Raw genomic sequence first — 13,298 nt, forward strand, 5'->3', positions numbered from 1 at the left:
TTGTTATAAAACTAGCAAAATTGGCAGGCGCGACGCCTGCCCTACGAATATACCTTATATAGCAGTTCTAAATGATTTGCGCAACCGCTGGGGGCCCCGAAACCCGGTTTCAAAGAAACCGGGTTTCGGAAATTTACACGAATGATTTAGACTCGCTATATGTAGGACCGGCATCTTGCCTGTCCTTTAATGTTTTGCGCAGGATAGCGGTGCGTTCCGCCTGGGAGCGCAGCCTGCTGGCAGGAAGTGGGGAAGTGAGGCGCAACGCACCCTACTTGTGGGATGCCGGTGCGTTCCGCCTGGGGGCGCAGCCTGCTGGCAGGGAGTGCGAGGGGGAGGCGGAACGCACCCTACTGGCATAATTGTGCTTCAATGTCTTGCGCAGTGTCTAGAGTTCTCACATAAACTCGCTCAGCCTCTGTGAAGGGTTCAGCACCGGCAAGCTGCGCGGCGAGCAAATCAGCGGTGGCGTCGGCAATGTCGCCGGTGCGCCGGTGCAGCCTTGCGCGCAACACTTCCACCGGCGCAGTGCAGTGGAGAATTTGTAAAGGCAGCTGGTTCACCTCAGCGAGCGCAATCGCATCCCGCCGCAACGCCTGCCGGTCGTATTTCGCATCCAGAATCACCGGCCACCCTCCAGCTGCTAGCATAACACCCAATTGCAGCAGCCGGTGATAAGTTTTCTCAGTCATCTCAGCGGTGTAAATCTCCTCCCCACCCCGCTGATGCAGGGGAATTCCAGCCAAATGCTTGCGCACCGCATCCGAGCGAATGTGAATCGCCCCCTGCCGTCTCGCCAACTTTCTCGCCACCGTACTTTTACCAGAACCCGACAGCCCCGACATCAAAATTAGCTGTCCAGTGCGCGGCTGGGTGTACTGCCAAGCGAGCCGGTAATAGTGAGCCGCTGTTTGCTGCGCCTTCTCCTTCTCTTGGGCAGAGACACCCGGATCGTCCAGCAGCAAAGAAGTCACGTTCGCCCGCACATAAGATTGCCTGATTAAGTACAGCGGCAGCACTTGCAACCCCTCCCAGTCGCCGGTGCCCTCAATGTAGGTGTTCAAAAAAGCATTGGCCAAATCTCCGCGCCCGCGCCCCTGCAAATCCATCACCGTGAAGGCCACATCGTACATGACATCAACAAAGCGAAAGTCTTCATTGAATTCAATGCAGTCAAAGAGGAGGATTTTGTCCTCCCACAGAGCGATATTCCTCAGGTGCAAATCTCCGTGGCATTCCCGAATTCTCTGACTTTCGATTCGGCTGAAGAACAGCGCCCGCCCCTCCGCAAAAAAGTTATCCGTGTATCGCTTTGTCGCCTCGAACAGCTCCTGCGTCAGCGGACCGCCGATATATTTTTTGCTCAGTTCGTAGTTTTGCTCCACAGATTTCCGAATTTGCGAGACTTCGCCAAAAGAGAGAATCCACTCACTCACCGGCGCTTGTGCGTGGAATTTCGCCACAACCCGCCCCAGTTCCTCCAGATGCTTTTCCGCTAGGGCTCCCCGCTCCAACATACTCACAAACAGCCCATCCTGCGGGAACTGGCGCATTTTCACCGCATATTCCACCGGCTCCCCCTCCCCTCCCAGCCTGAATCCCGTTCCCGCCTGCGTCACCGGCACAACCGCCAAGTACAGCCCCGGTGCGCCCCGCTGATTCATCTGCAGCTCTCGCTGGCAAAAATACTGCCGCTTCTCCAGCGTCGAGTAATCCAGAAACCCAAAATTCACCGGCTTCTTCACCTTATAAACATAATCCCCCGTCAGCAGCACAAAAGAAATGTGAGTCTGGATCAGCTCAACCGGCACCCGCACCGGATGCGGATAGAACTCCGGCTGCAGCATCCCCTCAATCAAACGAGGCAGACAAGTTTCTCCCATAACAAACCCTCAACCTTACAAAACTTAAACGCTCACTCACCTCCAGACGCCCCCGCCCTAGCCTGACTCTCTTCTTGGCGCTCTACCCTGCGGGAAGCCGAGAAAGCGCGTCTATGGCGTCTTGGCGGTTTATTATATAATTATCCTAAAACAGAAACCCTTATGACAGACAGCAGCAAACATCCCAGACCCGTCGATGTATTTGGAGTCGGCAACGCCCTAGTAGATATCCTGGCATTTGTGGGAGACGATTTTGTGCGGGAGCACGCCTTGAATCGGGGTTCCATGACCCTGATGGACGCTGAGAAGCAGGGCGGACTTTTGGTCAATCTGGAACACACGCCGGTGCAGCTGCGTTCGGGGGGTTCAGCAGCGAATACCATGATAGCCCTAGCGCAGAGTGGCGGGAACGGCTTTTATTCTGGCAAAGTTGCCCGGGATACCAACGGTGAATTTTACCGGCAAGACATGCTGCAAGCCGGCATTCACTTTGACGTGCACCCCGCACCGGAAACTGGCGGGCCCACCGGCACCTGTCTGGTGCTGACCACTCCTGATGCGGAGCGAACCATGTGCACGCATCTGGGAGTTTCCACAACCCTAGCAGCCACGGATATTGATACAGATCGCCTCAGCCGGTGCAAATACAGCTATGTGGAGGGCTACCTCTGGGACGCGCCCGATCCTCGAAAAGCCTGCATCGAAACAATGGAGCAGTCGAGGCGCAACGGAGTCAAAGTTTCCTTCACCTTTTCTGACAGCTTCCTGGTGGATCGGTTTGCCGGCGATTTCCACGGTGCTGTTTCGGAATACTGCGATGTGGTTTTCTGCAATGCCGATGAGGTGCGCCGGTTTTGCCAGGAAGAATCGCTGCAAGAGTGCGCTCGCAAATTGGGCGAAATAGTGGACTTGGCTTTTATCACCGCCGGTGCGAGAGGCTGTCTGGTGGTGGAAAACAAACAAATCTCCGAAGTGCCTGGATTTCCGGTGCAGCCTCTCGATACGGTGGGCGCGGGAGACGCCTTTGCCGGTGGGGTGCTCTACGGACTCACTCACGGTTTGAGCGCCAAACAAGCCGCCCGCTGGGGCAATTTCCTGGCGTCTCGCGTGGTGGGGGTTCACGGTCCGCGTCTGGAGGAATCCTGCGCCCACCGGCTTGAGGAAGTGATTGCCAGCTATTAAGCAGTTACGCTAATAATGCTGCTTATTGGAGAGAGGAGCCGGAGGCTCCAGAAGCCCGTTCCCAGCCCGAGGCTGGGAACGAGAAAAACGAGACAAAACCCTCTCTTTCTCCCCCTCCCCGCTTGCAGGGAGGGGGTTGGGGGGTGGGGTTCTCAATCCGGTGGAATATGCAACGCCTTCACTCAGGCTCTCAAATCGCTCAATCTCAAGCCGGTGCGCCCTCTCCAGCCTCGCCTGAAGGAAGGACGACACTGACAACCACCTGTCCCGGATCTGCGAGGGCTGCTACTCCTTCCGGCAAAACGAGCTCACTGATGTGCAGCGCACCGCCCCGGTGCAGCTCAGAAATATTCACGTCAATCTTTTCGGGGATGCTGTCCGGCTTGCATCTGACCGTCAGTTCTGTCATCACGGGGTCTAAGATACCGCCCTCTAGCTTGACGCCAACCGCCTCACCCACAAAATTCAGCGCCACCTGAACTTCTACGCTTTCTTGAGCCGAGATGGCGAAAAAGCTGAGGTGGTAGGGATTGCCTTTCCAGGGGTGGGTTTGGACTTCCCGCAGCAGGGTTTTGCCGCTCCAGCTAATGTCAGGGATATTGAGCTGGATGAGCGTGTTGTTGACGCTGGCCGCCTTGAGCAGGCGCTCGACGGTTTTGGCCGCAATCGTCAGATTGATTGATTCTGCCCCGCTGTGACCGTACACCACCGCAGGAATCTGCCCTTGCTGGCGGAGAGCGTTCGGCTTGCTCCCCTCGGGCCGTTTTTGACCTTCAACTGTGAGTTCCATGTTCTCAATTTTCCGCTATAGCAGTTACATTTTATCAAAAATCTCGCTCCCGACCGGCACCAGAATTCCTCTCTCACTCAGGTGCTGAGAATTTCCATTTTCAGCACACTTGAGCGAATCGAGCCACTTCCCGAACCTCCGGTAAGTTGCTTTTTGACGCTCTTGTCTGTCAGGGGAATCTGCTAAGATTCAGCCGAGATAAACAGGCTCTCAGGAATATTCAACAGCCGCAGCTTGCCGGCTCTATCCCACCGGTTTTTTGCCCGCCCGCGAGACTTTCCCACCCTCCGACACCGGCTTATTTCCTCTTCCAGGGAGCCACCGGCTCTAGGCTTGAGCAGCCACCGGCATGCCGTTGGCGTACAGCAGCGCTCGCTTCGGCCCGTGGATCGGGTCTTCCACGATAATGGTCTGGTCGCGGCTGGCTCCCAGGGAGACAATCGCAATCGGAACTTCCGTCAACTCTGCCAGGAATTTCAGATAGTCCAGCGCTTGCTTTGGCAAGTCCTCCAAAGACCGGCAGTCCTCTGTGGATTGCTTCCAGCCGGGGACGGTTTCGTACACCGGCTCGCAGCGGGCGAATTGGCGGGCGTTGGCGGGGAAGTGATCGCAGCGCTGTCCATCAATCTCGTAAGCCACGCAGACTTTAATTTCGTCGAGCTCATCGAGTACGTCCAGTTTGGTGATTGCCAGACAGTCCAGCCCGTTGATGCGGACTGCATACCGGCCTATCACGGCGTCGAACCAGCCGCAGCGGCGCTTGCGACCGGTGGTGGTGCCAAATTCTGCCCCCCTGGCGCACAGCAGCTCGCCGAGTTCGCCGTGCAGTTCCGTGGGGAATGGCCCTTCGCCGACGCGGGTGGTGTAGGCTTTTGCCACGCCAATCACGCGATCTATCATTGTAGGTCCAACACCGGCACCGACGCAAGCCCCACCGGCGACGGGGTTGGAGGAGGTGACGTAGGGATAGGTGCCGTGATCCAAATCTAGCAGGGTGCCTTGAGCGCCTTCAAACAGGATGTTGCGCCGGCGCTTCACCGCATCGTAGATTTTCAGGGACGCATCCACCACATGGGGGCGCAGGCGATCGGCGTACTCCAGGTACTGCTCGATCACCTCTTCTGGGTCGAGGGGCGGCAGGTTGTAGAGTTTTTCCAGGATGACGTTTTTGTAGTTAACCGTCCAGCGCACCTGTTTGCGCAGCCCCTCTGGCTCCATCAAGTCCAAGATGCGGATGCCGGTGCGCTCCGATTTGTCGGCGTAGGTCGGGCCAATCCCCCGCCCCGTCGTGCCAAGTTTGTGGGTTCCCCGCCGCTCTTCCGATGCCTGGTCAATCAGCCGGTGGTAGGGCATCGTCACATGGGCGGTTTGGGAGATCAGCAGGTTGTGCGTCGATATGTTGAGCGCCTCCAGCTGGTCGAGTTCTTGGATTAATATCCTCGGATCGATGACTGTTCCCGAACCGATGATGCACTCCGTGTCGGGATACAGGATTCCAGAGGGGATCAGGTGCAGCTTGAAGGTCTGGCCGCTTACGACGACCGTGTGGCCGGCGTTGACACCCCCTTGGTAGCGTACAACGACATCTGCTGACTTGCTCAGCAGATCGGTGATTTTACCTTTTCCTTCATCGCCCCACTGGGCACCTATCACAACTACGTTAGCCAAGGGTTTTTTACGCTAAAGTTTACACAAACGATTATTATCACCACTTCGGGTAGCAGCTGTCAAATTATTTTTTGTTAAGATTTATGAACCGTGAGGAGTTAGAATTCAGAAATCGGAAGCTTGACAGACAACCGGGCTTTCTGGATTCTGCCGACCGCTGACCGCTGACTGCTGACTGCTGTCGTTCGCCAATCAAAGAGGGTTCCTGTGGCTTTACACGCTGAATTGCACCGCCATCTGGGCGGTTCGGTCGTGCCTCGCATCCTGTGGCGCTATTTCCACCGGCACGATGCTGAGCTCGCCGATCGGTTTCCTGACTACCCTGCCTTCGAGCAGTTTTACACCCAGCCCCGCAACACCTTGGAGGAGTATTTAGAACTGCACACCTTGGTGGAAGGGGTTCAAACCGCCGAAACGCTGCCCTATTTCATCTACCGGCTGATTCGGGGCGCGTACACGTTTGAAAATCTGGCCTATTTGGAGCTGCGCTACACGCCCTACCTGCGGACGCCCCACCACCTGAGCCAGTCTGAGCGGATTGACTTGATGGCTGATATTGTGGAGATTGTCGGCAAGGCGAGCCGGTTGAGCGACGCTCCGATAGTCACGAGCCAAATCCTGTGCGTGCACTCGCGGCTGCCTTATGAGGTGAACCGGGCGATTGTGGATCTCGCCGCCCAGATGCCTGAGTATGTCTGCGGGGTGGATGTGGCCGGTGGGGACGCCCAGTATGCCGAGCGGCTGGATGAGTTTGTCCAGCTGTACGCCTACGCCCGAATGCGGGGGCTGAAAACCACTGGCCACCTCTACGAGACGCCGGCGGGCTGCTATCCTGAATTGCTGCCGTACCTGATGCGGATTGGGCACGGGATTCAGATTCCGCTGCTGCACCCGGAACTGCTGCCCGATTTGGCCATGCGGCGTCAGTGCCTGGAAGTCTGCCCGACGACTTACCTGAAAACCGGCACCCTTAAGGATATCATGCAGTTGCAGGTGGTGTTTGACCGCTGTTTTGAAGCGGGGGTGGATATTGCAATCTGCACGGATAATGCCGGTCTGCACAACGTGCGGCTGCCGTTTGAATACGAGAACTTGCTGACTTACGACATTATAGACTTCCGGCAGCTGCAAGCCTGTCAGGAGGCGGCTTTCCGCCACGCCTTCGCTTGGCCGCACGGGCAGCCACCGGCATCTATTCTCACGGAAGTCCTCAAACCCGAGCCGGTGCCGGTGGGTTAATAAGAGCACAGGCGTTCTGGGCACAGGTGAGACTGCACAGGCGAGACGCCTGTGCTACGCCAAAAATTTGTAGTTGGGCTAATGCCCACCGGCATTAAGGTTTGTAGTTGGGCTTTAGCCCCATTAACACCCCACCGGCAAAGGTTCGTAGTTGGGCTAATGCCCCACCAAAACTGGGCACAGGCGAGACGCCGGTGCTACGCCAAAGGTTCGTAGTTGGGCTAATGCCCCACCAAAACTGGGCACAGGCGAGACGCCTGTGCTACGCCAAAGGTTCGTAGTTGGGCTAATGCCCCACCAACACCCCACCGTCAAAGGTTCGTAGTTGGGCTTTAGCCCCACCCCTACCCCAACCCCCCAACAACCGGCAGCGGATCGGGATTCCCCTGACAAATAAAAGCCGCCCAGTATTTAGGCTCAGTGTACGGGCGACACTCATCAGATTCTTGGCTCAACTCCTGAAGGCGATTGGCAATAACATCGCTGCGCTGCCTTACCCAGGCAATCGCCTCTGGGGTGAGCCACTTGTCGCGGATTTGCCCAACGGTTAAATCGCGCAAATAATACTGAGCTTCCTCTAGCGCTTTCGCCCGACCCATGTTATAATCGAATAGATTGTGATAAAATCGCTCCATCAAAATCGCGGTGGAAATATCGGGGACACTCCACAGGCTCATTACCAAAGTTTTGGCACCGGCAAGCACAAACGCCCGCCGCAATCCCAACACTCCTTCTCCTACCCGCCTGTCACCCAGCCCCGTCAGACAAGCAGACATCACCACCAGCTCAGTTGCCGGCAACTGCAAACCGGCAGCCCCTTGAGCGGTGAGCAGGGCGTCTTCCGCTTCTGGGGGAATTATACCGCCTTTTAACACAGTATTGGCACCGGCAAACGCCAAACCTGAGCGCGTCATGGGGTTGTGTTGGGGGGCGTGTTGCACTCGCCCAATCTTCCCAATCTCAAAGGTATCCGCCGGCTTTTGTGGGAGAGATTCCTGAAAAAAGCCGTGGGTGGCGATATGGAGAATTGTGGGCGACACGCACCGGCTCACTAATGATTTTAGCGCTTTGGCGTCGGTGTGAGCCGGCACGTTTAGGAGTTGGGCAATTCGAGCGCCTTCAATGCCGGTGCCCGGAATCGGTTTGAATCCTTTGCTTTTCCCTCGCGTTAATTCGCGGCGGAGTTCTTTGATATCTGGGGTATCGGGATGTGAGGAATGGATGGAGCCCGGCGAATGGAATTCGCGGCTATACAGACGAAACCCGCCTTCGCGGGTTTCAGGTTGTTGAGGGGAATTTGAGGGGGTGGAATTTGGCTGCGATTGTGTTATAATGCGATCTGCAGATCGCGCTTTGTCCTCGAACTCGCGCAGGCGCTCCGGGTAGGAGGCTTTTTGCACATAGAATGCCAGCCAAATTAAGCCAGCGGCTAGCAAGCAAACCCCGAATGCCGGCACAGCAACGAGAATCACGATGCTGGCAATCACCATAAAGGCTGTTAGCACAGCAATAAACAAGTTTTTATCGATGGGCTGGGGCTGCTTTCCGGGAGATTGAGGTTGGGGGGGTTGGGGGATTTCCGGGGAGGCTAAATTGAAATCGGGATTGGCGATCACCAGCGGCGCAGTCGGTTGCGCGGGAATGGGGAAGTTGAAGCGCAGCACGTCTCGCCCGACGCTCAGGTAGCTGAGCGCATATTCCTCCATCAAATATTGTAAACCATTGGCGGACAAAACGCCAAACGGCAAGCAGGTGAGCTCCCCATCCGGTGCGAGAAAAACTTGCTGCTGGGGTTGCAGGTGGGGCTTGAGGGGAGCGATGAGTTTTTGGTACAGTTGTAGAGAGGCGATAGGTGGCGTATTTACAGAAGGAGTGGGTGCCGGTTCGCTTGCCGGTGTGTCTAAGCCTAAGTCCAAATCTCGCTCGCCAGAGACGGATTTGCGCAATTCCCGAATCAATTCGTCGGTGGGTTCGGCTTCCCCTAAGTCTATCATGCGCACCTCATCGGGCTGGCTAGCCGAGAGGATGAATGCCAGGTAATGTGCCGGTTGCCATTGGGAATCGCCATTCGCCTTGACGGCTTTGAAATTCCAGACATTGAAACGCACGAACTCTACCAGCGCCGCGCCTTTCGGGAGCGCTTTGGCGATGGCATCCCGGCTGGCATTATCTAATTGCTTTTGCAGGTTCATTTCGGGAATCTGCCGGCTGATTTGTCGGTCGAGTTCATCTCGTTGCTCTTGCAGTTCCTTCAGCCGGTTTTGGTAGGCGGGCAATTGTTCTGCGGGCGGAACATTCAGAGTTTGGTAGGCAATTTGGTGGTCGAGTTGGCGCAGGTGTTCGAGTTGGGGGGCGAGGTGCCGGTGGCGTTCGGATAAGATTAGAAGTCGCTGCTGGATGGCGGCTTCTGTCGCCAGGGCTTTCCGCTGCATGATTAGCTCGAAAGCCGCTAGCACCGCTTCCGAATCGTCTGGCAAGTATTGGGCTACGAGAGATAGAAAAATTTCTACTTGGTAGTAGTTTTGTTGCATGTAGTTCAGCCGCTGGGTATCGCTGCTGATAGAGAAGATTTGACCGAGGATTTGGGTTTGAATCTTTGCCGCCTCCCGCATCAGGCGCAGCGCCTCCTGTGGGCGATCCGTTGCGGCGAGGAGTAACGCCAAATTATTCAGGCTTGCCGCATAGTCGGGATGGTTCTCGCCCAGCGCGACTCTTCTAATCTCCTTTGCTCGCACATACAGGGGTTCCGCATCCGCAAACCGCCCCACTGACTTGTACAGCCCCGCCAAATTATTCAGGCTTGTGGCATAGTCGGGATGGTTCTCGCCCAGCGCGACTCTTCTAATCTCCTTTGCTTGCACATAGAGGGGTTCCGCATCCGCAAACCGCCCCATTGACTCGTACAGTACCGCCAAATTGTTCAGGCTTGTGGCATAGTCGGGATGGTTCTCGCCCAGCGCGACTCTTCTAATCTCCTTTGCTTGCAGATACAGGGGTTCCGCATCCGCAAACCGCCCCATTGCACGGTACAGCCCCGCCAAATTATTCAGGCTTGTGGCATAGTCGGGATGGTTCTCGCCCAGCGCGACTCTTCTAATCTCCTTTGCTTGCAGATACAGGGGTTCCGCATCCGCAAACCGCCCCATTGCATGGTACAGCTCCGCCAAATCATTCAGGCTTGTGGCATAGTCGGGATGGTTCTCTCCCAGCCTGACTCTTCTAATCTCCTTTACTTGCAGATACAGGGGTTCCGCTTCCGCAAACCGCCCCATTGCACGGTACAGCCCCGCCAAATTATTCAGGGTTTTGGCATAGTCGGGATGGTTTCCGCCCAGACTGACTCTTATAATCTCCTTTACTTGCAGATACAGGGGTTCCGCTTCCGCAAACCGCCCCATTGCACGGTACAGCCCCGCCAAATTATTCAGGCTTGCCGCATAGGAGGGATGGTTCTCGCCCAGCGCGACTCTCCAAATCTCCTTTGCTTGCAGATACAGGGGTTCCGCATCCGCAAACCGCCCCATTGCACGGTACAGCCCCGCCAAATTATTCAGGCTTGCCGCATAGTCGGGATGGTTCTCGCCCAGCCTGTCTCTTCTAATCTCCTTTGCTTGCAGATACAGGGGTTCCGCATCCGCCAACCGCCCCATTGACTCGTACAGCGCTGCCAAATTATTCAGGCTTGCCGCATAGGAGGGATGGTTCTCGCCCAGCCCGACTCTCCAAATCTCCTTTGCTTGCAGATACAGGGGTTCCGCTTCCGCCAACCGCCCCATTGCACGGTACAGCGCTGCCAAATCATTCAGGCTTGCCGCATAGTCGGGATGGTTCTCTCCCAGCCTGACTCTTCTAATCTCCTTTGCTTGCAGGTACAGGGGTTCCGCTTCCGCAAACCGCCCCATTGCGTAGTACAGCCCCGCCAAATTATTCAGGCTTGCCGCATAGTCGGGATGGTTTCCGCCCAGACTGACTCTTCTAATCTCCTGTGCTTGCAGATACAGGAGTTCTGCTTCCGCAAACCGCCCCATTGCACGGTACAGCCCCGCCAAATTATTCAGGCTTGCCGCATAGGAGGGATGGTTCTCGCCCAGCCCGACTCTCCAAATCTCCTTTGCTTGCAGATACAGGGGTTCCGCTTCCGCCAACCGCCCCATTGCGCAGTACAGCGCCGCCAAATTATTCAGGCTTGTGGCATAGGAGGGATGGTTTGCGCCAAAGTAAGTTTTTGCCAAGTTACAGGATTGTTGCGCCAAAGGGATTCCTCGCTCGTACTCCCCCCGCTCTAAAGCTGTCAATACCTGTCGATTCAGCGACCGAATTTGCTGCAATATTTGCTCGAACATGATGAACACCGGCTCCTCTCAAGCCACCTGATGCGATTTTACCAAAATTCAGCCAACCCGTTTCCCAGATCGCCCCTAACCCCACCCCCTCACCTGTGCCGGCGTTGTTCCAAGATGATTGAAACTTCTCCCCCTCACAAGCCTACCACCTCTTAGCCCCCTCCCCGAAGCGCGGGGAGGGGGTTGGGGGTGGGGTTCACCGCACTGATCCGCACCCCCTATTCTAACTTAAGTTGCTACCTACAAGGTCTTTGCATCTATATCCCCCCAAACCCCCCTTAAAAAGGGGGGCTTTGAGTATTCCCCCCCTTTTTAAGGGGGGGCTAGGGGGGGATCTCACCTGACTGACTGGCAAGTAGCAACTTTGGTTATTCTATCACCTTGTAAGTCTTGGAAAACACCTGACAGCTTGGCTGCTGCGCCACTTTCTGAAATATCTCGCGCAGGCGCTCTTCGCTAACCACAATATCTCGCGCGTCGGAATCCGGGCGCACCCAAGACAGTTTTAAGGGCTGTTCCGTGACAATCGCCAGAAAATACTCCTCCCCAACCTCATTGTACCTCAAGAATTTAGCCGGCGCATTCAGCCGAGGGAGACAGAGAGATGTGTCGGGCAAAAGCTGCGGTTCTAAGTGATAGGCTCTAGACGGGCAAATACAGTATTTCTGACCGCTCGTCCCCTGATTGACTAGCAGCAGATATCCATCCACCGGCAAACCCACTTGCAGCTGATATCGTTGCGCTTTCTTTATAGTAGTCTCCTCACAAAGTTCGATTGCCTCTAAATCCAGACCCCTCTCAGCATCCCCCACCGGCTGCATCTGCAACTCCTCCAGGGCACAAGTCGCAATTTCCTTGGAAAGCGCCCACCCCCGGCGGGGGAATTCCATCTCCCACAGCCAATTATACACGATTTCCCACGGGGAAATATCTTGGGGTCTGCCCTTCCCGGCATTTAGTTTGTCCACCGGCACCCCATCCGCTTGCATGGCGTCCGCAAATGTGTCCCGCAGCTTTTGAACCACATCAGACACCGTGGGAGCAATCGAGCTTTCAGAAAACCCGTCATTGAACTTTTCTTTTATCCTCTTTGCTATCTTATCATGGTTCTCCTGCCGATGCAAGGGGTGAAAGCGCAGCTGGAAGCACAACTTTTGAGGCTCCGAGTGCCGGCGTCCGGGAAAAAGCTCGCCGGTGAGCTGCTCGATGAACTTTTGTTGCAGCGCATTGACATTTTCCATCATTTCTGTTGCTGGCCTAGAAAGCCATTCCTCCTAACACTGTATCTTACTTTATAAATAGACCGGGCGGGACACCGCCTCAGGCAACGCAGATGCGCGGATGGCATGAGACTGTTGGCGAATTAATAGGGGGCTCAAACCCCACCCCCAACCCCTCCCCGTTCACGGGGAGGGGAGCTTTTTTAGGGAACCCTTGTCTCCCCCTTTCTGGTCTTTCCTCGAAAAAAACCCCCAACATTTTGAGAGCCTCGCTCTAGTATAAAAGCCCGCGTAGGCGGGCTTTGTTTGTATAGCCGCGATTTCCAATCGCCAGGAACCTACCGATTCTCGAAAAAAACCCCTAACATTTTTGAGAGCCTCGCTCTAGTATAAAAGCCCGCGTAGGCGGGCTTTGTTTGTATAGCCGCGATTTCCAATCGCCAGGAACCTACCGATTCTCGAAAAAACCCCCAACATTTTGTAGAGCCTCGCTCTACTCTGAAAGCCCGCGTAGGCGGGCTTTGTTTGTATAGCCGCGATTTCCAATCGCCAGGAACCTACCGATTCTCGAAAAAACCCCAACATTTTGAGAGCCTCGCTCTACTCTGAAAGCCCCGCGTACGGCGGGCTTTGTTGTATAGCCGCGATTTCCAATCGCCAGGAACCTACCGATTCTCGAAAAAAAACCCAACATTTTGAGAGCCTCGCTCTACTCTGAAAGCCCGCGTAGGCGGGCTTTGTTTGTATAGCCGCGATTTCCAATCGCCAGGAACCTACCGATTCTCGAAAAAAAACCCCAACATTTTGAGAGCCTCGCTCTACTCTGAAAGCCCGCGTAGGCGGGCTTTGTTTGTATAGCCGCGATTTCCAATCGCCAGGAACCTACCGATTCTCGAAAAAAACCCCAACATTTTGAGAGCCTCGCTCTACTCTGAAAGCCCGCGTAGGCGGGCTTTGTTTGTATAGCCGCGAT

The 13,298-nt window shown here is 55.6% G+C and carries 8 protein-coding genes; 3 read left to right on the forward strand and 5 right to left on the reverse strand.

Annotated features, from left to right (window positions below; all coding sequences use genetic code 11):
- Positions 1 to 71: 71 nt before the first annotated feature.
- A complete protein-coding gene (locus OSC10802_RS0124555; RefSeq protein WP_017719425.1) occupies positions 72 to 362 on the forward strand; it encodes a hypothetical protein in 291 nt (96 codons plus the stop codon).
- On the opposite strand, the gene OSC10802_RS0124560 is transcribed toward OSC10802_RS0124555, so the two are convergent.
- On the reverse strand, positions 351 to 1,883 hold the full coding sequence (locus tag OSC10802_RS0124560; RefSeq protein ID WP_017719426.1) for a bifunctional aminoglycoside phosphotransferase/ATP-binding protein: 1,533 nt from the start codon (positions 1,881 to 1,883) through the stop codon (positions 351 to 353). The genes OSC10802_RS0124555 and OSC10802_RS0124560 overlap by 12 nt on opposite strands.
- 162 nt (positions 1,884 to 2,045) lie before the next feature.
- Here OSC10802_RS0124560 and OSC10802_RS0124565 point away from each other — a divergent pair, with 162 nt between their 5' ends.
- Complete coding sequence (locus OSC10802_RS0124565; protein WP_017719427.1) at positions 2,046 to 3,065, forward strand: adenosine kinase; 1,020 nt, start codon at positions 2,046 to 2,048, stop codon at positions 3,063 to 3,065.
- A gap of 205 nt (positions 3,066 to 3,270) precedes the next feature.
- Here OSC10802_RS0124565 and OSC10802_RS0124570 read toward each other — a convergent pair whose 3' ends face one another.
- Complete coding sequence (locus OSC10802_RS0124570; protein ID WP_017719428.1) at positions 3,271 to 3,855, reverse strand: 50S ribosomal protein L25/general stress protein Ctc; 585 nt, start codon at positions 3,853 to 3,855, stop codon at positions 3,271 to 3,273.
- A 327-nt stretch (positions 3,856 to 4,182) separates the two neighbouring features.
- Complete coding sequence (locus OSC10802_RS0124580; RefSeq protein ID WP_026098765.1) at positions 4,183 to 5,523, reverse strand: adenylosuccinate synthase; 1,341 nt, start codon at positions 5,521 to 5,523, stop codon at positions 4,183 to 4,185.
- Positions 5,524 to 5,730: 207 nt separating this feature from the next.
- On the opposite strand from OSC10802_RS0124580, the gene OSC10802_RS0124585 reads away from it, so the two are divergent.
- Positions 5,731 to 6,762, forward strand: coding sequence for an adenosine deaminase (locus OSC10802_RS0124585; protein WP_026098766.1), 1,032 nt, complete (start codon positions 5,731 to 5,733; stop codon positions 6,760 to 6,762).
- Positions 6,763 to 7,106: 344 nt separating this feature from the next.
- On the opposite strand, the gene OSC10802_RS0124590 is transcribed toward OSC10802_RS0124585, so the two are convergent.
- Both OSC10802_RS0124590 and OSC10802_RS0124595 read right to left on the reverse strand, forming a co-directional pair.
- A complete protein-coding gene (locus OSC10802_RS0124590; RefSeq protein ID WP_017719432.1) occupies positions 7,107 to 11,105 on the reverse strand; it encodes a CHAT domain-containing protein in 3,999 nt (1,332 codons plus the stop codon).
- A gap of 368 nt (positions 11,106 to 11,473) precedes the next feature.
- Positions 11,474 to 12,349 (reverse strand): DUF4384 domain-containing protein, encoded by an 876-nt coding sequence (locus OSC10802_RS0124595; RefSeq protein ID WP_155968335.1) that lies wholly within the window; start codon positions 12,347 to 12,349, stop codon positions 11,474 to 11,476.
- Positions 12,350 to 13,298: the final 949 nt, after the last annotated feature.

This window comes from Kamptonema formosum PCC 10802 (genome assembly GCF_000332335.1).
GTDB lineage: Bacteria > Cyanobacteriota > Cyanobacteriia > Cyanobacteriales > Oscillatoriaceae > Oscillatoria.

Bases quoted from the DNA above. Each gene is read 5' to 3' on its own strand.
- OSC10802_RS0124555 (WP_017719425.1), top strand. From the start codon at position 72: ATGATTTGCGCAACCGCTGGGGGCCCCGAAACCCGGTTTCAAAGAAAC.
- OSC10802_RS0124560 (WP_017719426.1), bottom strand. From the start codon at position 1,883: ATGGGAGAAACTTGTCTGCCTCGTTTGATTGAGGGGATGCTGCAGCCG.
- OSC10802_RS0124565 (WP_017719427.1), top strand. From the start codon at position 2,046: ATGACAGACAGCAGCAAACATCCCAGACCCGTCGATGTATTTGGAGTC.
- OSC10802_RS0124570 (WP_017719428.1), bottom strand. From the start codon at position 3,855: ATGGAACTCACAGTTGAAGGTCAAAAACGGCCCGAGGGGAGCAAGCCG.
- OSC10802_RS0124590 (WP_017719432.1), bottom strand. From the start codon at position 11,105: ATGTTCGAGCAAATATTGCAGCAAATTCGGTCGCTGAATCGACAGGTA.
- OSC10802_RS0124595 (WP_155968335.1), bottom strand. From the start codon at position 12,349: ATGATGGAAAATGTCAATGCGCTGCAACAAAAGTTCATCGAGCAGCTC.